The following is a 19,144-nucleotide window of genomic DNA, read 5'->3' as shown; positions in this document are numbered from 1 at the left end:
AACAGCTAGTTAGTAACAAAAACACCCGCCTTCTTTAGGAAGGCGGGTGCTTAGGCAACGTGGCGTCTAGCGTGCCTGCATATGGCGATGCAAGCGGTTACGACGCTCGAATTCATGAACCCGTTGACGGGAAAATTCGATGGTTTGTGCAGTCATCACGCTGTGGTTTTCATCTTTCAGCTCGCCTCCCATATGGCGCACCAATACCATGGCAGTTTCTACCATGGCTTCAAAGGCGGCCGAACTATCTGCAGCACCAGGTAGCGGCATCAGCAGTGTGATACCTGGCGTGACGAAGTCGTCCATCTCTTCAATGGGGAAGGTGCCGGGTTTAAGCACGTTGACCATTGAGAACTGCAACTCGCTATCAGAGCTTTCCGTTTCGAAGCGATGAAAAATACCCATGGTACGGCTATAACGCAGGCCACAAACCATCATCAGCTCAAGAAGCTTGCCTCCGTCAAAGCCCTCAGGATCGCGGGAAAGCACACTAATAACTACCATTTCATCGGCGTTAGTTAGCGTTTCTTTGGCATGTTCTCCGTTCACATCGTGGCGTAAAGCTTTTTCTAGCGTTGGATGATTACGCACCACACTGTCTTGAGAGGCGTAAGCTTCCGTTACGTACTCATCATATTCGTCAACGCTGTCATAGCCCTGACTGTCATAGCCCTGAGAGTAGTCGTCAGCGTAGCCTGCAGCCCCAAGCGAAGGCTCCTTGTAGCCATCAGTAGCCATGACACTGTGAGATCGGTCACTTTGAGACATAGCACTTTGAGACATAGCACTTTGAGACATAGCCTCAGCTGCAGCTGCTGCCCGAGCCTCTTCCTGAGCAATACGCTGTGCCTCCGCTGCTTTAGCGGCTGCTTCACGAGCCTCTGCACGCTCCTGGGCAAGACGCGCTTTCTCCGCTGCAGCAGCTTCTTTCGCTTCGCGGCGCTGCTCAGCCTCAAGTGCTTTGCGCTCTGCTTTCTGTTTAGCCAAGGCTTCAGCCCGTTTGGCTTTTTCAGCTTTTTTGATGGCTTTCTGTTTACGGCGCTCAATCAAGCGGCGCTTGAAGGAGCGAGCAATGCCTTCAAAATCAACTAAGCGGTACTCATCGATTTCATCATCACCTAACTCACTGTACTCGCCCGCAGTACCTAGACGTAGTTGGCGACGCTTGGGAGCATCAGAAGAGTGCTTGGCAAAAGCGGCATCTTCTGGCTCTGCGCGCAACACAGGTTCGTCTTGGTCAGCCGCGCTCTGCTGAGTTGTGGGTACATCTAAAGACGTTTCATCTACTGCAGAGAGCGGAGTTGATGCAGATTCGGTTTGGGTTTCATCAAGCGCCTTCTTCTGCTGCGAAGCAGCCGCCGCTGAAGCTGATTCTTCCTCTGCTCGTTCGTCCTCCTGATGGTCGCTAACTGTGGGGGTAGGTTTACCAACAGGACTTTGCGCAGTTTCAGGAGCAGATGATTCAGCCGCTATCGGCTGTTCCGCAGCGATCGGTTCTTCCACAGCGGTAACTTGCTCAGCGATGGGTGTGCTAACCTTCTCCTGCTGTAGAGCTTCCTGTTGTAGAGCTTCCTGCTTGGGCTCTGTGCTAGCCACCTCATCGTTAGCAATATCATTAGAGTTGCTGGTGGCTGTCGGAGTATCGGATGTTGATACACTGGCGACTGATACACTTGGATCTTGGCGCTCTTGCTCAAAAGCCTTAGGCGAGTTCTGCTCGGATTGCGCAGCTGGAGTCGTAGCCAACATATCCGCATCGGAGTACATTACTGAAGCTTGAGCTAGAGGAGCAATTGAGGCATCCTGCCTTACTGCAGATTTTTGCTTGGCCACAGATTTGTGTTTAGGCATTGCCCTCGAAAAAGAGCGCCTAAAATCGGCAAGCACTTTAGAAGGCCCTGGGTGCTCTTGGCGCTCTAATTTAGGTTTTCGGCCAAGACCGCTATAGTCAGCAGGCTTAACAACCCTGGCGCCACCATTGGGCAACTCCCAGTTGATTTCCGCCTCTTTTGCTGCGTCATCAAACTCTTCCGGTTTAGCGGCCGGCAGGTCTTTGACTGCTTGGTCTAAGCGAGGCACGCGACGCTGGCGTTGAAGTCTGCGTACGCCATCAACTACGATAAGCGATACCAGCGCCAGTCCTAGAATGATTAACCACTCTCTTAATTCCATGTCGAGCATTCCATGGGTCGTTTAACCGGTTGCTTGAGCACAGCACTTAAATGCCATACCCGAATATAGAACCTTCTTATGAATAAGCATTTATCACCAAGCATAGCGCGGATACTACGAAAAGTGCCAATTTTTACCAATTTTCACGCATTAAAGCCACATTAAGCGATACTAAACGCCGTTTTTCTGACTATGGAACGACTTAAAAGTGCCATTTTCACGATAATTATTTACAACATTACTCATCCACTAACGCTGCAGCTTCATCAATACCTACCGATACTAGGCGCGATACGCCAGGCTCCTGCATGGTAACCCCCATCAGACGCTCAGCGGCCTCCATGGCAATTTTATTGTGAGTAATGTAGATAAACTGCACGCTTTCGGACATTTCTTTTACCAACTTTGCATAACGACCTACGTTGGCATCATCTAAAGGCGCATCGACTTCATCCAGCATACAAAAAGGCGCAGGATTCAGCTGGAAAATGGCAAACACTAAAGAAAGTGCGGTTAACGCCTTTTCGCCGCCTGATAATAGATGAATCGTGCTGTTTTTCTTACCAGGTGGGCGGGCCATAATCGCCACGCCAGTTTCCAGCAGATCATCCCCCGTTAGCGTTAACCAGGCAGCACCGCCGCCAAACACGCGAGGAAACAATGTTTGCAGCCCTGTATTAACCTGCTCGAAGGTCTCCCGAAAGCGTATACGGGTTTCCTGGTCAATGCGTTTAATTGCCCGCTCTAAGGTTTCCAGCGCTTCGGTTAGCTCGGCGTGCTGGGCTTCCAGGTAGTTCCGCCGCTCAGCCTGCTGGTCATACTCTTCAATCGCCGCAAGGTTAATAGCGCCCAGGCGACGAATTTTATCCGATGTATTCTCTAAACGCTCCTGCCAAGCTGTTTCACTAGCGTCATTAGGCAAGTGTTCAGCAAGTGCTTCTGCATCGTGACCTAGTTCTGCCAACTGCTCATCTTGGGTAGCAGCCTTCAATGCCAGCGCCTGCACATCCATTCGTCGCTGTTGAAGCTGTTCACGGCTCTGCTCTAAGTTACGCTCATGCTGCTGGCGAGCCAACTCGTCATTACGCAACTGCTCAGCAAGTGCTTGAGCCTGCTGGCGGGTGTCGTTTAAACGGCGCTCCTGCTGTTCACGCTGATGCAGTAATTCTTCCAGCTCTTCACCGGCCAGTTCATCCGGCTCTATTAGCATCTCCCGAGACTCTTCTAACTCGGCAATACGTAACAATATTCGCTCTTCGCTATCACTACTACGGGCTTGCTGGGCACGTAAACTTTCACGCTCGGCGTTCAGTCGCTCACGCTCAAGCGCTAATGCTTGCTGGCGCGCTTTAAGCGGCGAATGCTGTAAGTTTAGCTGTTCGCGCTGTTCACGCTTATGGCTACGCTGTGCAGCGCTGGTTTCGCGGGATTCAGCAGCTACTTCCAACTGCTCCATAGCACCATGCCAACGGGCACGCTGCTCTTCTAAGGTAAGTGTTAGTTCTGCCTCACTCTCTTGCAACTGGGCAAGCTCGTCATCCAGCTCCGTCGCACGACCCTCTAAATGCTCCAGGTGCTGGGCGAGGCGCTGCTCTTTTACTGCAAACTGTTGGAGGGTTGCAGCATGGGCTCGCTCCTGCTCGACCTGTTGCTCACGCGTAAGCTCTAAGGTTTCAATGGCTTCGCTTGCAGCATTGCACTGTTCGTCTAACAGCGCCAGGGCCTCTTCTACCTGCTCGCGCTGGGCGGCAAGTTCGTCAAACCGGCGACGAGTGATGAGAAGCGCATCAACGCCTTCGCCATTGGCCTGCTGGTGCAGCCAACCGCGCCCACGCCATACGCCCTCACGGCTAACAACACTTTCCCCTGGAGCCAAAGCAGGCAGTAGTGCACTGGCCTCTTCATTGGTATCTACGTAATAAATACTCGCCAACCACTCTCCCAATGCTCCGGCACCAGTAACTAATGCATCGAGGCGATCATGAGAAGGGGTAGAGTGTGTTGCTTGGTCGATTAAGACCCACTCAGTGGCAAGCGCTTCAGGTAAGGCCTTTAATTGCTCTGCATCGACTAGTCGAGCGTTTAACCATGGGGCAAGCAGCGAGGAAATCACTCGCTCCCAACCTGGCACCACACTAATGGCTTCACCTAACTGTGGTGCATCAGCGAGGCCATGGGCGGCTAATGTTTCGCTAAGATGGGGATCATGGTCAGCTAAGGCGGCATCTATTAAAGCCTGCAGTGATGCCAGCTCGCCTTGATACTGGCTAAGCTCAGCACGCTGCTGATCGCGGGACTGAACAGCCTGTTGATAGGCGGCTTTGGCGTCACTATAACGCTGCTGCCACTGCTCGCGTTCGACTTTAAATTCGTTAGCCCGTTGGTCGGCTTCTTGCCGTTGTGCTTGGCATTCAAGATATTCATTACGCAGTGCCGCGACATCAGCAAGCTCGCCTCGCTGTTGGCGACGACGCTGCTTCTCGGTCTGCAAGCGTGCAATGCGCTGCTCTAAATCACGCAATTGATCCTGGCTACGATCCGCTGCACGACTGGCATCCCGCCAGTGATTCTCAGCATCGGACCACTGCTGTTCAGCAGCTTCCAGAGCTGGGCTGGCATCGGCAAGGGCTTGCTCAAGTGCTTCTAACTGCTCTTCAAGTGCTGCGTGTTCGGGAAGCAGCTCCTCAAGCCGCTCATCTATCGTCGCAAGCCGCTCCTGATCGCCTTCGCTTACCTGACGCTGATCATCAAGGTCACGGCGGGCCGTGGCAATATCGTTTGCTAGCTGTGCTTCACGACTACGGCGGTGGGCTTGATCCTGTTCTAGACGGGCAATGCGAGTGGTAGTTTCATAAAACTGCTGCTGGTGGCGATCCAGCACCTCAGCTAGCTCATCGTGCTGTTCCCGAGCCTGCTCCAGTCGAGTTTCACATTGACGGACGCCGAATACATCTTTCTCGACAGCGATTTCCAGCTCGCGAACTCGACTCTCCTGATGAGACTGTTCAACACGCAACGTACGACCACGTAGCAAAGCCAGCTCGCCCTTTAAGCGATATTCCTGCTGCTTTAAATCCTGGTAGCGTTTTGCCGCTTCGGCTTGACGTTTAAGGCGCTCCAACTGCTTGTCGAGCTCTTCACGAATATCGTCTAACCGCTCTAAGTTCTCCTGAGTACGCCGCATGCGGTTTTCGGTTTCACGACGACGCTCTTTATACTTGGAGATGCCAGCGGCTTCCTCCAGCGTGGCGCGTAAATCATCGGGGCGGGCTTCAATAAGCCGCGAAATCATCCCCTGACCAATAATGGCGTAGGAGCGCGGGCCAAGCCCGGTGCCCATAAAAAGATCCGCAATATCCCGTCGGCGACACTTCTGACCATTAAAGAAGTAGTTAGATTGACCATCGCGGGTTACTAAGCGTTTAACAGCAATTTCTGCATACTGGGCATACACGCCGCCCATGCCACCATCGCGGTTATCAAATTTAAGCTCAATGGAGGCTTGACCAATGGGCTTACGCCCCGTCGAGCCATTAAAGATAACGTCTGCCATGGACTCGCCACGCAGGGTTTTCGCGGAGGACTCTCCCATTACCCAACGCACGGCATCGATGATATTGGATTTGCCACAGCCGTTTGGCCCAACGATAGCGGTCATATTGCCATCGAAGGGCACCGTAACGGGGTCAACAAAGGACTTAAACCCAACTAGACGAATAGAGGTTAAGCGCATTGCGGCCCTTTGTAGCGGTTACTACAGTAGTGGTTACTACCGCAGTGGTTATTCAAAAATGCGGTCAATAACAACATTTGCCGCTTCATCTTCACTAATAGGACCTACGCTGACGTTTTCTAAGTCGCCAAATAAATCTCCTGGTTGAGGCGTTGCCTGACCAGAAGGTGAAACACGCACCATCAGACGCACGTCGCGCACCTGGGAGATTTGTGCCTGGGGCGACATAGCGGCAGCGTCATCTAGCACCACGGTGATAGGTAGCTCCGATACCTGAGCGCGCACGACCGCTAACGGTGGCAACTCACCCTCTCTATCTCGCGCAGTAATAAACACTGTCGCATCATCATCGACGCTGCCAACTAAGGCGTCATCCAGAGACACTTTAACCCGAACCCCTGGACTTTGTGCCGCCGCCACATCGGCTGTTTCTGGCTCAATGCCTAAACGCTGCTGGGCAACACGAATGCCATCACGCAGTGAAGCAGCAGTATTCGAGTCTTCAATATTAGCTGAGGCACGGCGCCAGCGATCAATAGCTACTTCATAGTCACCATTGTCAAAAGCATAAATACCCAACACACCAAGCACCGTGGGCTGGCGTGGATCTTGCTCTAACGTTTCATCTACCAGCGCCTGAACCTCTGGAGTTAGCTCGCGCTCAGCCATAAAGAAACGCAATTGGGTTAACTGGGCAAGTAGCGGTGGAGTACGGCCATCGATTTCCATTAACCGCTCTAATGCAGCGGCAGCTTTCTCTGGCTGGCCTGAATCGCGGTATAGCGGAAAGAGTAAGCTCCATACGTTGGGGTTATTGGGCTGCCGCTCGGTTTCGGCCTCCATACGCTCAAGGTACATCGCTAAGGAGCCATCCGGGTCGTTTCTCACTTCCTGCTGAATAGCATAAAGCGTGAGGTCGCCCTCAGCACCGTGCTGCTGATACCAAAACACACTCGCGACAACAACACTTACCATTACAAGGGGGACTACCAGCTTACCGGAAGTGGCAGCTTTTAATGGCCGCTTGGTTTGGATAACCGTATCTTCCAGCAGACTGCGCTCAAGTTCTAGGCGGTCTTCTGCAAAGCGAGCTTCATCGATATCGCCTCGTTCATAGGCGGCTTCCAAGGAGGCCAAGCGGCGTTTAAAGATCGCCACGTTCTGTTCGGCGGAGGTGTCGTTGGCTTCAAAGTGGTGTAGCTGGTCACTCAGCGTACGAGCACTGCGCATTGGCGCTATCAGTAGCCACAAGGCGGGCAGTAATAGTAGAGCAATTGCAATCCAAAGCGGTGTCATGAAGACCTCTCGCGGTTAATCAGGGCATCCAGACGGGCGCGCTCTTCAGCGCTGAGAGCTTTTGCAGAGGCATTGCGGCGGGCACGAACCATTAATATGACCACCAGGACCCCGACAAATATCAGCCCTATAGGAAGCCCCCATAGCAAATAGGTGCGATTTTCCAACCGAGGGTTGTACAGAATATAATCGCCAAAACGCTGTACCATATGGTCGATAATTTCTATGTCTGATTGACCATCTTGGAGCAGCAGGTAAACCCGTTCACGCATATCACCTGAAATGGGCGCATCAGAATCATCGATTGCTTGATTTTCACATAGCGGGCAACGCATAGAAGCGGTTAAGTCACGGTAGCGCTTCTCCATCACTGGGTCATCAAACTCTCTAACCTCAATGCCACCGGCAATCGCGCTTACTGCAAAAAGCAACATAAAAGCTGCTGAGAACGTACGAATTAACGCCATTTTTCCACCTCCGGCAAAATGCGTTCGCGAACATCTTCAGGCGATACATAGCCTTTATGGTGATAGCGAATAACACCGTCGGCATCGACTAAAAAGGTCTCCGGCGCACCATAGACACCAAGGTCAAAGCCAAGGCTGCCATCGGGGTCAAAAATATTGACCTCAAAGGGGTCACCAAACTCGCTTAAGAACTCCAACCCTTTTTCACGGGTATCGCGATAGTTGATACCTACCATACGAATATTATTGTCTGCCAACTCCAACAGTTGAGGCATTTCTTGCTTACAGGCAGGGCACCATTCGCCCCAGACATTGACCAGGGTAACCTCGCCTGTCAGCAACGTTTGATCTACCCGACGATGCTCATCGCGCAGTGTGCTGGCTTCAAAAGCAGGAAATTCACGCGCCATGAGCGCCGAATCCCGGTCGGAGGGATTAATCCCCAATCCTTGATAAAGAAACAGCGCAATACCAATAAAGCCTATTGGTAGCAGTAGGAGCAGCAACCGCCGGGTCATGCTGTAGCCTCCTTCGACGACACTTGGCCAGCAGTTGCGGGCGCTGTACTGCGCGCAGTTACACGACGATAGCGCTTATCGATAACGGCCAGGATGCCGCCAAATGCCATTAGCAAACCACCCAACCATAGCCAGCGCACAAACGGTTTATATTGAATGCGCATGGCGTAGCTACCGTCTTCCAGGTCCTCTCCCATGGCAACATAGAGGTCACGGAACAAGCCTGGTCGCAGGGCTACCTGGGTCATTGGCATACCGGTAGCCAGATAAAGGCGTTTCTCTGGGCGCATCACAAAGCTACGCCCCGATTCGCCACGCTGCACCTGGATAATCGAAGTGTCTGCCAAGAAATTAGGCCCACGACGGCTAGTAAGCTCGGTCATGGTGAACTGGTAGCCAGCGACTTCTACCATGGTTCCTGGCGACATGCGGACGTTGCGCTCGATATTGTAGTTGGAAACAATGGCCACTCCCACGATGGTGACCGCAATACCAACATGCCCTAACACCATGCCCCAATAGGCAAGTGAGAGCTTGCGAAGGCCAGCCACAAACGAGCTTGCATGGCGGGTCTTATCAAATAGATCACGTGCCATGGGCAGAACAATCCAAAGCGCCGAAATAATCCCTAAAGCCACCCAAAGGTCCCACTCTCCGCTATACAGCAGCGGTGCTGCAGCGCCTAGAACCAATGATGCCGCTCCCGCAAGCCATAGCTTGCGGACTAGCTCACCAGCAGCCATTCCTTTCCAACGGGCCATGGGGCCAAGACCCATGAAGATACACATCACGACCGTTAGTGGTACAAATAGTGCGTTAAAGTAAGGAGGCCCAACGCTGATTTTACCCAACCCCATGGAATCGAGGATTAACGGATACACCGTTCCCAACAATACAGTGACCGTCATAATGACCAGCAGAATATTGTTGATTAGCAGCAGAGAGTCGCGGGAAAGCCAGTTAAAACCAACTTTGTGACTTACCCGTGGCGCACGCAGTGCAAATACCAGCAGTGAGAGGGTCACCGTAATCGTCAGCAGCATCAGTATAAAGAAACCACGGGATGGGTCGTTGGCAAAAGCGTGTACCGATGTCAGAACACCGGAACGTACCAAGAAAGTGCCCAGCAGTGACAGCGAGAAGGTCGAAATCGCCAACAGTACCGACCAGCTTTTAAATGAGCCGCGCTTTTCTGTTACTGCCAAAGAGTGCATTAGCGCAGTACCCGTAAGCCAAGGCAGCAGCGATGCGTTTTCGACCGGGTCCCAGAACCACCAGCCGCCCCAGCCAAGCTCGTAGTAAGCCCACCAACTACCCAAGGCGATACCCACGGTAAGAAATGCCCAAGCAAGATTCGTCCAAGGGCGTGCCCAGCGGGTCCATGCAGCGTCCAAACGACCACCCAAAAGCGCAGCAATAGCAAAAGCAAAGACGACAGAGAAGCCCACATAGCCCATATAGAGCATCGGCGGGTGTACGATCAGGCCAAAGTCCTGAAGTAGCGGGTTAAGATCAGCACCATCCTGCGGCATGTTTGGTAGCAGGCGCTCGAAGGGATTTGAGGTCATTAAAATAAACAGCAGGAAGCCAACGCACACCATCCCCATAACGCCTTGGACACGTGCGACCATGTCTCGTGGCAGGTCACCGGAGAAGACTGATGCCGCATACCCCCACCCCGCTAGCATCAAGCTCCAAAGCAGCACCGAGCCTTCATGGTTACCCCACACCGCACTAAATTTATAGTACCAGGGCAGTAGTGAGTTAGAGTTATTGGCAACGTTAGCAACGCTAAAGTCATCTAACATATAGCTTGTCGTTAGGCAGATATAGGCAATCGCGACAAAGAAAAACTGACCTGTCGCCATTGGTCGACCATAGGCCATCCATAACGGCCGACGCGTAGCCGCCCCAACCAGGGGCATAATCGCCTGCACTATCGCCATTAGCAGGGCAATAACCAGGGCAAAGTGACCAATTTCTGGAATCATTTTAATGAACATGAGCGCTCCGAGATAGCACTGGGCAATAACAGCCTGCTTAGCAGCAGAACAGCCTGAGCGTTAGTATTCGCTAGCGTGTGGAACGCCTTGCTGCTCCAATCGCTCACCGACCTTAGCTGCTTTCGCTTGAAAGTCGGCAGGAGAATAGCCAGCCTCCTCCAACGCTTGGGCAACTTCAGGAGGCATGTAATTTTCGTCGTGGCGTGCTAACACCTTGTCAGCACGGAAGCGCCCGTCAGCCTGCAACTCACCAACCACGACGACACCCTGCCCTTCACGAAACAGGTCCGGCAAAATACCGCTGTAGTAAACATTAAGGTCATCGACGTAGTCGGTTACCGTAAACTCAACATCGAGGCTTTCCCGGTCGCGATAAACCGACCCCTCTTTCACCATCCCACCCGCCCGAATCTGACGCTCGATAGGTGCATTGCCTTGAGCGATTTGAACCGGACTAAAAAATAAATTGATATTAGCGCGCAGCGCATAGAGCGTTAGCCCAACGGCAATCGCCGTTAGCGATACTAACCCCAAAATAACAAACAGCTTTTGTTTACGTTTAGGCGTCATGGTGAACGTCCCCTTGAGCAGGTTTAACCGGTGCCTGCGCTGACCCGTGTGGATAGCTTCCAGACTGACTTTCACGTCGCGCACGACGCTTCAAGCCCCGAAGCAACTGGCGGTGCTCTAACCGCGCATGCCACACAATTACCATAAATAACAACGCAGTAACGCCCCAGGCAGACCACACGTACGGCCCATGGCCACCCATAGCGAGAAATTCATTAAGTGAGGAGAAGGCCATTAACGTAACTCCTCTATTAGATCACGTACCCAGCGCTTATTAGCTTCGCGGCGTAAAATTTCGCTTCGAGTACGCATCAGGGTTAACCCAACAAAAAAGCTATAAAACCCCAGCACCATGATTAACAACGGTGCCCACATCTCCATGGGCATGGCTGCACGGCCGGTAATGGTGAAAGTGGCGGGCTGGTGGAGTGTGTACCACCAGTCAACAGAGTACTTAATAATCGGAATATTAATGACGCCTACCATTGTAAGTACTGAGGCCGCTCGGGAGCCACTATCACGACTATTAAATGCCCCGCGCAGAGCGATAACCCCCAAGTACAAAAACAGTAAAATCAGCATGGAGGTAAGGCGGGCATCCCACATCCACCATGTGCCCCACGTGGGCACGCCCCATACAGCGCCAGAAAATAGCGCAACAAATGTCATTGCTGCGCCTAGCGGGGCCATGACGGTGGCAGCCATATCAGCGATTTTAATTTTCCACACCATAAACACTAGCCCAGCAATGGCCATGGAAACGAAAATCGACTGCGCCAAAAAGGCAGCCGGCACATGGACATAAATAATTCTGAAGCTATTGCCCTGCTGGTAGTCCGCAGGTGCAAATGCTAGCCCCCAAAGTGTGCCCGTTAGCAAAAGAAGTGCCGCTAATGCCCAAAACCAAGGCTGTAGCTTGGCACTAATCCCATAAAACCACTTGGGTGATCTCAGTTTATTAATAAAGGCCCACATGGTTCCCGTCCTTTAACCGTTGATGCTGATACGTAGTGAAGCGGCGATAGCCCAGGGCGCTAGCATTAAAGCCACAGCCAACAACGCGCCTAGAATTGCCAAGTGCGCTGTTACCCCATCCCCCATGATGGCCGCCTGTACGGCGCCTGCACCAAAAATAAGCACCGGAATATAAAGAGGCAGTACCAGCAAAGAGAGCAGTACGCCACCACGTGCTAACCCAACAGTTAGCGCTGCGCCAATCGCACCAATTAAACTCAGGCTGGCCGTGCCAAGCGCCAGTGAAAGCGCTAATACAGCGTAACTACCCGTGGGTAGGGCCAACATAATACCCAGCAGCGGTGCCATAAGCGCTAGTGGTAGGCCGGTCAGCAACCAGTGAACAGCCACCTTTGCCAACCCTAGTGCTGCTAAAGGCTGCGGCGCTAAGAGTAGTTGTTCTAAGCTGCCATCCTCATAATCACTGCGAAATAGGCTATCCAAAGAGAGCAATGCCGCCAGCAGCGCCGCTACCCATAAGAGGCCCGGCGCAATAACCGCCAGCAGCTCAGGGTCTGGTGAAATACCAATCGGAAACAGGGTAATTACCAGCGCAAAAAACACCAGCGGGTTTAATACCTCACCGCGGCGACGAAGCATCAGCATCATGTCACGTTTTAACGTGGCATTAAGGGCAATTAACAGCCCCCCCTTAGGATCATGCACAGGCATTACCGGGGAACTGATGGTGGCATTTGTGCTAGACAACGCTGTCTCCTTCTACCCCAGCTGTACTCTTCTAAGTACCGGTGACGCAGTTAGCTCGTGGTGTGTAGTAACCAGTACACATCCGCCTGCACTGGCATGTGCGACAAGCTGCGCTTCAAGCGCCGCAACACCGTGACGATCAATCGCTGTAAAAGGCTCATCCAGTACCCAAAGTGCTCGAGGAGTAAGCGTTAACCTTGCCAGCGCTATACGTCGTTGTTGGCCAGCAGAAAGCTGACCCGCCGGGACATCCTCAAACCCTCGCAGCCCTACTCTGCTCAGCGCGTCTTCCCGCTGGGTCTCAGTGCCCTGCTCACCACTTAGCGCTTGATACCAAGCAAGGTTTTCCAACGGAGAAAGCCCTGCTTTAACACCAGGGGCGTGGCCTAAATAGAGTAAATTGGCGAGAAAATGTTCACGAACTTCATGCATTAACGAACCGTTCCAATAAAGCTCGCCATGATAATCGCTTAGCTGGCCCGAGAGTATTTTTAGTAACGTTGTTTTGCCACTGCCATTGGGGCCTTCTATGCGCACGATCTCACCGCTCTGAATATCAAGATCGAGCCCTTCAAATAACCAGCGGTCATCACGTTCACATGCCAGTTGTCGGGCTTGTAGGCACAGGCTCAAAGTTCTCTCCAGCCACATTGATTTCGGGTCGAACTCTACACGGAAAGGCCCTTTGTCGCCAGTCAGGCTATGCGGCCTGGGGTCGCAGCATGCGACATCTCAAAATTTGCTTAAACATGAGTCCACGAAACAACTGTACACTCGCCACTAGCACTGTATGCAAAAACAGGCTTATACTACAAACACTGTATGTAAAAACACCACAGAACATAAACACAGCACTGCACTCAAACTCACGCCTAGGGAGCGGGCGCTGCATTGGAGAAACCACAATGACGATGTCAATGCCTGCACCAAAGCACCACCATAGCAATGCAATACATGCTGCTCCTTCCATGGGCACGGCCCCCGTAACTCGGCAGCGCTCTGCGATGCATGTTACGCGGCGTAATACCTACGCGCTTAAAGTGCGCGGCGACCGCATGCGAGACAGCAATCTTTTTGATGGTGATGTTATAATTATTCGTCGTTATCAACATGACACGCAGCAAGAAACAGCAATTGTCACTATCAATCAACGTGAAGTTGCTTTAAAACGCCTTTCAATTAGCCGACTAGGCGTTCATTTATTGCCTGAAGATTCAGCAACACCTGCTCTATTTCTGCATAATTGTGATATTCAGGTATTAGGTATGGTAATGGGTGTTGAGCAGCATAACTCAGCATCACAACACCATTAGACCTAACCACGACCTCCCGCACCACCTAAGGAGCACTCTATATTGCGCTATCGAGTACCTCATTTAGCTCCTGTTCAATGGCACACTGCGGTAATAGAAGTTGAAAAAAGCCAGTTCCTCACTTGGGTGTGCCATGCACCGGATAAAGTTGCTTTTGATACACTGCTCGATGCAGCAAAAGCAGCTCACCCCAATGCAAGCCACCACTGCACTGCCTTTATAGCGGGACCTCCTGGGGAACAAACGCATATTGGTTTTTCAGATGATGGGGAACCTGGCGGAACAGCCGGAAGACCTATGTATCAAGCTTTACACGGTAGCGGGTTAGGCGAAGTAGGCTGTGTTGTTATCCGCTATTTTGGCGGCACAAAGCTAGGCACTGGCGGCTTAGCACGCGCGTATGCACAAGCCGTAAACGCAGGCCTTGAAGCACTGCCTACACGAGAAGTGATTGAGCGGGAGTACTACCAACTAAATGTCAGCTTTGCCCATGAAGCCATAGTACGCACTTGGTGCGATGAGCAGCAGATTCCGGTTCAGCAAGCAGACTATGATAGTGACGGCGTACGCCTAACTATTGGTTGGCCACGGGACACCCCCCTCGCCCTTGAAACACTAGAAAACCGCCTAAAAATGCCGCTTAGTATCCATAAAGCATCTTAGTTTTCTTGTTACCTAGGTCTATAAATACTTGAGCCAATAAATGCCTAAGCCAATAAATACCTAAGCCAATAAATACCTAAGCCAATAAACAAGTCACCAGTAAAAAGCGCAGCCTACACAAGCAATTGCTTGGCAGGCTGCGCTCGCTAACTTTCCTGGCGCCCTAGCCCAGATACTTGATCATCACACCCGCTGCGACTGCAGAACCAATCACGCCCGCTACGTTGGGGCCCATGGCATGCATTAGCAGGAAGTTGTGGGGGTTTGACTCAAGCCCTACCTTATTGGCAACCCGAGCAGCCATGGGTACTGCCGACACCCCTGCTGCCCCAATCAACGGGTTAATCGGCATGCGGCTCACCAGATTCATCAGCTTCGCCATCAATACACCTGCAGAAGTACCGATACCAAAAGCAACGATACCTAGCCCCATAATGCCTAGTGTTTCAAGAGCCAGAAAGCTCTCCGCCATTAGCTTAGAACCAACAGCAAGGCCAAGCACAATAGTAACGATATTGATAAGGGCATTTTGTGCTGTGTCGGTTAACCGCTCAACCACACCACACTCACGCATCAGGTTGCCAAAGCAGAACATCCCCAACAGTGGCGCGGCATCGGGTAAAAACAGCGCCACCAATACCAATAGAAGCAGTGGAAAGACGATTTTTTCGAGCTTAGACACCGGACGCAACTGCGTCATTGCGATTTCACGCTCTTTCTTAGTGGTTAGCAGCCGCATAATCGGTGGCTGTATAAGCGGTACCAGCGCCATATAGGCATAAGCTGCCACGGCGATAGCACCCAACAGTTCCGGCGCCAACATACTGGAAACGTAGATAGACGTGGGGCCATCTGCACCGCCGATAATACCAATCGCCGCTGCCTGATTGATGGAGAAGTCCATCCAGCCCATGGCGGACATGCCCACCGCCCCAAAGACCGTTGCAAAAATACCAAACTGCGCCGCCGCACCTAGAAATAGCGTCCGGGGATTCGCCAACAGCGGACCAAAATCCGTCATCGCCCCCACACCCATAAAGATAATCAGCGGGGCAATTCCGGTAGTAATCGCAAGGCTATAAAATACGTAGAGCAAGCCATCACTGTAGCCAACGTTAGTTGCAACATCTCGCGCAGCACGCAGTTGGTCAGGGCTTGCGCCGTCGTTGACTAGATACACCAGCGTTTCGCGCCATGCTTCAACACTGGCCAACGGATCAAGCGTGGCACCCAATGTGGATGCCATCTGTTGCAACACGGCAGGATTAGCCACATGAATGGCTTGATCCAACGCTGAAATTGCCAAACCAGCCTCAGGTATGTTGGCTAAAATTCCGCCAAAACCGATAGGTACCAGCAACAGAGGCTCAAACTTCTTGTAAATGGCTAAGTAGAGTAACCCTAGCCCCACAAGGATCATGACCGCTTGGCCAAGCTCGAGGTTATACAGCCCCGAGCCTTCCCATAGGGTGATTAATTTTTCCATTACCGAAGCCCTTAAAGCTCGATCAGCGCATCGCCTACGGCTACGCTGTCGCCTTCGCTGACGTTGACTTTAGAAACCGTGCCAGAACTACTGGCGCGAACTTCAGTTTCCATTTTCATGGCTTCCAAAATAATCACGACATCACCTGCTGCCACTTGATCTCCAGGGCGTACATTCACCTTGAAGATATTACCTGCCAGCGGCGCATCAATACTCTCACCACTAGACACCGGCTCAGCTGCTGGTTGTGACTGGGAGGCCGCTTGCTCTTGCACCTCACTAATCTCACCACCCTCTGAAACTTCCACTACAAACGCTTTACCGTTGAGCTTGACGGTGTAGGTTTCTGGGCCGCTAGCAACCACTGGAGCCTTCGCCTCAGCTTTTACAGGCATTTTGGCCGCAGCTTGAGGCGCCTGGGGTACTGGCTCAAAAGCTGCTGGGTTATCACGATTTTTCAAGAACTTCAGGCCAATTTGCGGAAACAGTGCGTAGGTAAGCACGTCATCCACCAGCCGTTCGCCATCAGCAAGACGAATACTCTCTGCACCGGCTTTCTGCTTCAGCTCAGCGGCAAGTCTGTCCATTTCTGGGGCAAGGTTATCTGCTGGACGACAGGTAATCGGCTCACCACCTTCCAGCACGCGCTTTTGCAGTTCGGCGTTAAACGGCGCTGGAGCATACCCATACTCCCCCTTAAGCAGCGCCTGGACTTCTTTAGAAATTGATTTGTAACGCTCTCCCATCATCACGTTCATCACGGCTTGAGTGCCGACAATTTGTGAAGTAGGCGTCACCAGCGGGATAAAACCTAGGTCTTCACGCACTCGGGGGATTTCATTAAGCACGTCATCCAACTTGTCACCAGCGCCCTGTTCTTTTAGCTGGCCTTCCATATTGGTCAGCATACCGCCAGGCACCTGAGCAATCAGAATGCGCGAGTCGATACCTTTGAGCGAACCCTCAAAAGCGGCATACTTTTTACGCACCTCGCGGAAGTAGCTGGCAATATCTTCTAGCAGCTCCAAGTCCAGACCGGTATCGCGACCGGTATCTTTGAGCATCGCGACGACAGACTCAGTGGGGCTGTGACCATAAGTCATCGACATAGAGGAAATGGCGGTGTCGACATTGTCGATGCCCGCCTCGACTGCCTTAAGAATCGTCGAGGTTGATAGGCCGGTTGTGGCGTGACAGTGCAAATGAACGGGAATAGACAGCTCTTTTTTCAACCGCGTCACTAGATCATATGCTACGTATGGCGTTAGTAGCCCCGCCATATCCTTGATAGCCAGAGAATCCGCCCCCATTGCTGCAATGGTTTTGGCCAGATCTACCCAGCTATCCAGGGTATGTACCGGACTCACCGTGTAGGAAATAGTACCCTGGGCATGGCCACCTACTTGGCGCACAGCCTTAATGGCGCGCTCTAGATTTCGCGGGTCGTTCATAGCATCGAAGACACGGAATACATCGACACCGTTAGTTTTGGCACGCTCAACAAATTTATCGACTACATCATCGGCGTAGTGGCGGTAACCCAGCAGGTTCTGGCCGCGCAGCAGCATCGCCTGAGGCGTGTTAGGCATGGCCTCTTTCAGCGCACGAATGCGCTCCCAGGGGTCTTCACCCAGATAACGAATGCACGCATCAAAGGTAGCGCCTCCCCAGGTTTCCAGTGACCAGTAGCCGACTTTATCTAGCTTTTCGGCAATCGGCAGCATATCTTCAAGACGAAGCCGAGTGGCAAATAGCGACTGGTGGGCATCGCGGAGGACAACATCAGTGATTCCCAGAGGACGAGTTATTTCTTTCATGGTCGTGGCTCACAAGTCTATATGTTATGAATTTGTAGTAAAAATAACAAAAAAATTATCAAAAGTGGGGTAATGCAGCTACAAAAAGGACGACCTAGCGACGGCGCGAAGAGCGGTAACGGTGCACTGCCGCACTAATCACCGCCAACACTTCATCATCAGCCTCTTTTGAAGCAGAGGATTTTACGCTTTTCCCACGAGCGGGTGACGCAACGGGCGCGGGCTGGAAGCGGCCAATCAATTTTGACATTAGCGTTACACTAATCACCAAAACTGTAAGAAAAACAAAGACAAACCCCATACCAAGCCCCATAAGGGCAAGCCCCTCATGGAGCAGCTCTGTATCCTGCATACCGCATTCTCCTTATTTCAAATGCTTATCGGTGCCTCAACAGCCTATAAAGGCGCTTGGCGCAGTGAGGGCAATGCACTAACCTGCCACATCCAGAATAGATTGCAATGGCGCCATAGTGGAAGTCATGGTTGTTAATTTACTACAAAACGGTGAAATCGGCCTTGCGCCGATGGAGGGCGTGATCGACGCCCTTACCCGAGATTTACTTACCCAACAGGTCGGATTTGACTGGACGGTGACTGAATTTGTACGGGTAGTTGATACACGCCTCCCCCCGCGCGTGTTTTATAAGCACTGCCCGGAACTCACCAAACGTCCCGTCGCCACGCCTAGCGGCGTGCCTGTACACCTGCAACTGCTAGGCTCAGACCCGATAGCACTGGCGGAGAATGCCCGCCAAGCACTTGCACTCGGGGCGCTCAGCATTGATTTGAATTTTGGCTGTCCTGCGAAACTGGTAAACCGCCATGATGGTGGTGCGTCTCTGTTACGCCAGCCTGAACGCGTTTATCGTGCCGTTAGAGCGGTTGCCGAAGCGCTAGACGGTGAAATACCCGTAACAGCGAAGATTCGCCTGGGTTTTGCCAATCGCCGCTTGGCGGTAGCGTGTGCCCAAGCCTGCGAAGCTGGTGGCGCTGCGCGCTTAGTGGTGCATGGACGCACTCGAGATGAAGGCTATCGCCCACCAGCGCATTGGGAGTGGATTGGAAAAGTGCGCCACCACATCTCTATACCCGTGGTGGCAAATGGCGATATCTGGACGCTTGAGGATTACTGGAAAGCCCGTACTCTATCTGGCTGCCGTGATGTCATGCTGGGACGTAGCGCCTTGGCAGACCCTTGGCTTGCGCCACGCATTCGTCACTGGCAGCGCACTGGGGAGCGCCTTCCTGAGACCACCTGGGAGATGCGTGTGAGCGTACTTATGCAGTACGCCACTCTGCAGCGCCAGCACCTCCCCGATCGTGTTGTAGTGTCGCTCGTCAAACAGTGGCTAGCTCAAATGCGCCAGGGCAATACGGAGGCCGA

17 protein-coding genes are annotated in these 19,144 nt (G+C 52.4%); 3 read left to right on the top strand and 14 right to left on the bottom strand.

Annotation, left to right across the window (positions count from 1 at the left end; genetic code table 11):
* Positions 1 to 66: 66 nt before the first annotated feature.
* The 11 genes from CPA45_RS04665 to ccmA form a co-directional block, all read right to left on the bottom strand.
* A complete protein-coding gene (locus tag CPA45_RS04665) occupies positions 67 to 2,172 on the bottom strand; it encodes a cell division protein ZipA (RefSeq protein ID WP_096650453.1) in 2,106 nt (701 codons plus the stop codon).
* A gap of 238 nt (positions 2,173 to 2,410) precedes the next feature.
* Positions 2,411 to 5,905: a chromosome segregation protein SMC gene (gene smc / locus CPA45_RS04660; protein ID WP_096650452.1), complete on the bottom strand. Its 3,495-nt coding sequence runs from the start codon at positions 5,903 to 5,905 to the stop codon at positions 2,411 to 2,413.
* 48 nt (positions 5,906 to 5,953) lie between these two features.
* Positions 5,954 to 7,201: a c-type cytochrome biogenesis protein CcmI gene (gene ccmI / locus CPA45_RS04655; protein WP_096650451.1), complete on the bottom strand. Its 1,248-nt coding sequence runs from the start codon at positions 7,199 to 7,201 to the stop codon at positions 5,954 to 5,956.
* On the bottom strand, positions 7,198 to 7,668 hold the full coding sequence (locus CPA45_RS04650) for a cytochrome c-type biogenesis protein (protein ID WP_096650450.1): 471 nt from the start codon (positions 7,666 to 7,668) through the stop codon (positions 7,198 to 7,200). Before CPA45_RS04650 ends, ccmI begins: the two co-directional genes overlap by 4 nt.
* Complete coding sequence (locus tag CPA45_RS04645) at positions 7,659 to 8,186, bottom strand: DsbE family thiol:disulfide interchange protein (RefSeq protein ID WP_096650449.1); 528 nt, start codon at positions 8,184 to 8,186, stop codon at positions 7,659 to 7,661. The genes CPA45_RS04650 and CPA45_RS04645 overlap by 10 nt, the downstream gene beginning before the upstream one ends.
* A complete protein-coding gene (locus tag CPA45_RS04640) occupies positions 8,183 to 10,189 on the bottom strand; it encodes a heme lyase CcmF/NrfE family subunit (protein WP_096650448.1) in 2,007 nt (668 codons plus the stop codon). The genes CPA45_RS04645 and CPA45_RS04640 overlap by 4 nt, the downstream gene beginning before the upstream one ends.
* Positions 10,190 to 10,249: 60 nt before the next feature.
* Entirely contained in the window at positions 10,250 to 10,759 is a 510-nt protein-coding gene (gene ccmE, locus CPA45_RS04635) for a cytochrome c maturation protein CcmE (protein ID WP_078088540.1), read from the bottom strand.
* Complete coding sequence (gene ccmD, locus CPA45_RS04630) at positions 10,749 to 10,994, bottom strand: heme exporter protein CcmD (protein WP_096650447.1); 246 nt, start codon at positions 10,992 to 10,994, stop codon at positions 10,749 to 10,751. Before ccmD ends, ccmE begins: the two co-directional genes overlap by 11 nt.
* The gene (locus CPA45_RS04625; protein ID WP_096650446.1) at positions 10,994 to 11,734 is read right to left on the bottom strand and encodes a heme ABC transporter permease; all 741 of its coding nucleotides are present in this window, start codon (positions 11,732 to 11,734) and stop codon (positions 10,994 to 10,996) included. The genes ccmD and CPA45_RS04625 overlap by 1 nt, the downstream gene beginning before the upstream one ends.
* Positions 11,735 to 11,746: 12 nt before the next feature.
* Positions 11,747 to 12,445, bottom strand: coding sequence for a heme exporter protein CcmB (gene ccmB / locus CPA45_RS04620; protein WP_208858456.1), 699 nt, complete (start codon positions 12,443 to 12,445; stop codon positions 11,747 to 11,749).
* Between the two features lie 48 nt (positions 12,446 to 12,493).
* Entirely contained in the window at positions 12,494 to 13,114 is a 621-nt protein-coding gene (gene ccmA, locus CPA45_RS04615) for a cytochrome c biogenesis heme-transporting ATPase CcmA (protein WP_096650444.1), read from the bottom strand.
* Between the two features lie 272 nt (positions 13,115 to 13,386).
* Between ccmA and CPA45_RS04610 the strand changes: the two genes are divergently transcribed.
* Both CPA45_RS04610 and CPA45_RS04605 read left to right on the top strand, forming a co-directional pair.
* The gene (locus CPA45_RS04610) at positions 13,387 to 13,794 is read left to right on the top strand and encodes a LexA family protein (RefSeq protein WP_096650443.1); all 408 of its coding nucleotides are present in this window, start codon (positions 13,387 to 13,389) and stop codon (positions 13,792 to 13,794) included.
* A 42-nt stretch (positions 13,795 to 13,836) separates the two neighbouring features.
* Complete coding sequence (locus CPA45_RS04605) at positions 13,837 to 14,457, top strand: IMPACT family protein (protein WP_096650442.1); 621 nt, start codon at positions 13,837 to 13,839, stop codon at positions 14,455 to 14,457.
* 163 nt (positions 14,458 to 14,620) lie between these two features.
* Here the strand turns inward: CPA45_RS04605 and CPA45_RS04600 are convergent, their stop codons facing one another.
* The 3 genes from CPA45_RS04600 to CPA45_RS04590 form a co-directional block, all read right to left on the bottom strand.
* Positions 14,621 to 15,943 carry a sodium ion-translocating decarboxylase subunit beta gene (locus tag CPA45_RS04600; protein ID WP_078088547.1) on the bottom strand — a complete coding sequence of 441 codons (1,323 nt, stop codon included), beginning with the start codon at positions 15,941 to 15,943 and terminating at the stop codon, positions 14,621 to 14,623.
* 11 nt (positions 15,944 to 15,954) lie between these two features.
* Positions 15,955 to 17,760, bottom strand: coding sequence for a sodium-extruding oxaloacetate decarboxylase subunit alpha (gene oadA, locus CPA45_RS04595; RefSeq protein WP_096650441.1), 1,806 nt, complete (start codon positions 17,758 to 17,760; stop codon positions 15,955 to 15,957).
* Positions 17,761 to 17,854: 94 nt separating this feature from the next.
* Positions 17,855 to 18,112 (bottom strand): OadG family protein, encoded by a 258-nt coding sequence (locus tag CPA45_RS04590; protein ID WP_096650440.1) that lies wholly within the window; start codon positions 18,110 to 18,112, stop codon positions 17,855 to 17,857.
* A gap of 172 nt (positions 18,113 to 18,284) precedes the next feature.
* Between CPA45_RS04590 and CPA45_RS04585 the strand changes: the two genes are divergently transcribed.
* Positions 18,285 to 19,144, top strand: an 860-nt coding sequence (locus CPA45_RS04585) for a tRNA dihydrouridine synthase (RefSeq protein ID WP_096650599.1), incomplete at its 3' end; no start/stop codon positions are given.

Source organism: Vreelandella nigrificans (genome assembly GCF_002374315.1).
GTDB lineage: Bacteria > Pseudomonadota > Gammaproteobacteria > Pseudomonadales > Halomonadaceae > Vreelandella > Vreelandella nigrificans.
The sequence above is the reverse complement of the archived record's forward strand: the minus strand, read 5'-3'. Positions and strand labels throughout refer to the sequence as shown.

Coding starts and splice junctions, on each gene's coding strand:
- CPA45_RS04665 (WP_096650453.1), bottom strand. CDS start 2,172: ATGGAATTAAGAGAGTGGTTAATCATTCTAGGACTGGCGCTGGTATCG.
- smc (WP_096650452.1), bottom strand. CDS start 5,905: ATGCGCTTAACCTCTATTCGTCTAGTTGGGTTTAAGTCCTTTGTTGAC.
- ccmI (WP_096650451.1), bottom strand. CDS start 7,201: ATGACACCGCTTTGGATTGCAATTGCTCTACTATTACTGCCCGCCTTG.
- CPA45_RS04650 (WP_096650450.1), bottom strand. CDS start 7,668: ATGGCGTTAATTCGTACGTTCTCAGCAGCTTTTATGTTGCTTTTTGCA.
- CPA45_RS04645 (WP_096650449.1), bottom strand. CDS start 8,186: ATGACCCGGCGGTTGCTGCTCCTACTGCTACCAATAGGCTTTATTGGT.
- CPA45_RS04640 (WP_096650448.1), bottom strand. CDS start 10,189: ATGTTCATTAAAATGATTCCAGAAATTGGTCACTTTGCCCTGGTTATT.
- ccmE (WP_078088540.1), bottom strand. CDS start 10,759: ATGACGCCTAAACGTAAACAAAAGCTGTTTGTTATTTTGGGGTTAGTA.
- ccmD (WP_096650447.1), bottom strand. CDS start 10,994: ATGGCCTTCTCCTCACTTAATGAATTTCTCGCTATGGGTGGCCATGGG.
- CPA45_RS04625 (WP_096650446.1), bottom strand. CDS start 11,734: ATGTGGGCCTTTATTAATAAACTGAGATCACCCAAGTGGTTTTATGGG.
- ccmB (WP_208858456.1), bottom strand. CDS start 12,445: ATGCCTGTGCATGATCCTAAGGGGGGGCTGTTAATTGCCCTTAATGCC.
- CPA45_RS04610 (WP_096650443.1), top strand. CDS start 13,387: ATGACGATGTCAATGCCTGCACCAAAGCACCACCATAGCAATGCAATA.
- CPA45_RS04600 (WP_078088547.1), bottom strand. CDS start 15,943: ATGGAAAAATTAATCACCCTATGGGAAGGCTCGGGGCTGTATAACCTC.
- oadA (WP_096650441.1), bottom strand. CDS start 17,760: ATGAAAGAAATAACTCGTCCTCTGGGAATCACTGATGTTGTCCTCCGC.
- CPA45_RS04590 (WP_096650440.1), bottom strand. CDS start 18,112: ATGCAGGATACAGAGCTGCTCCATGAGGGGCTTGCCCTTATGGGGCTT.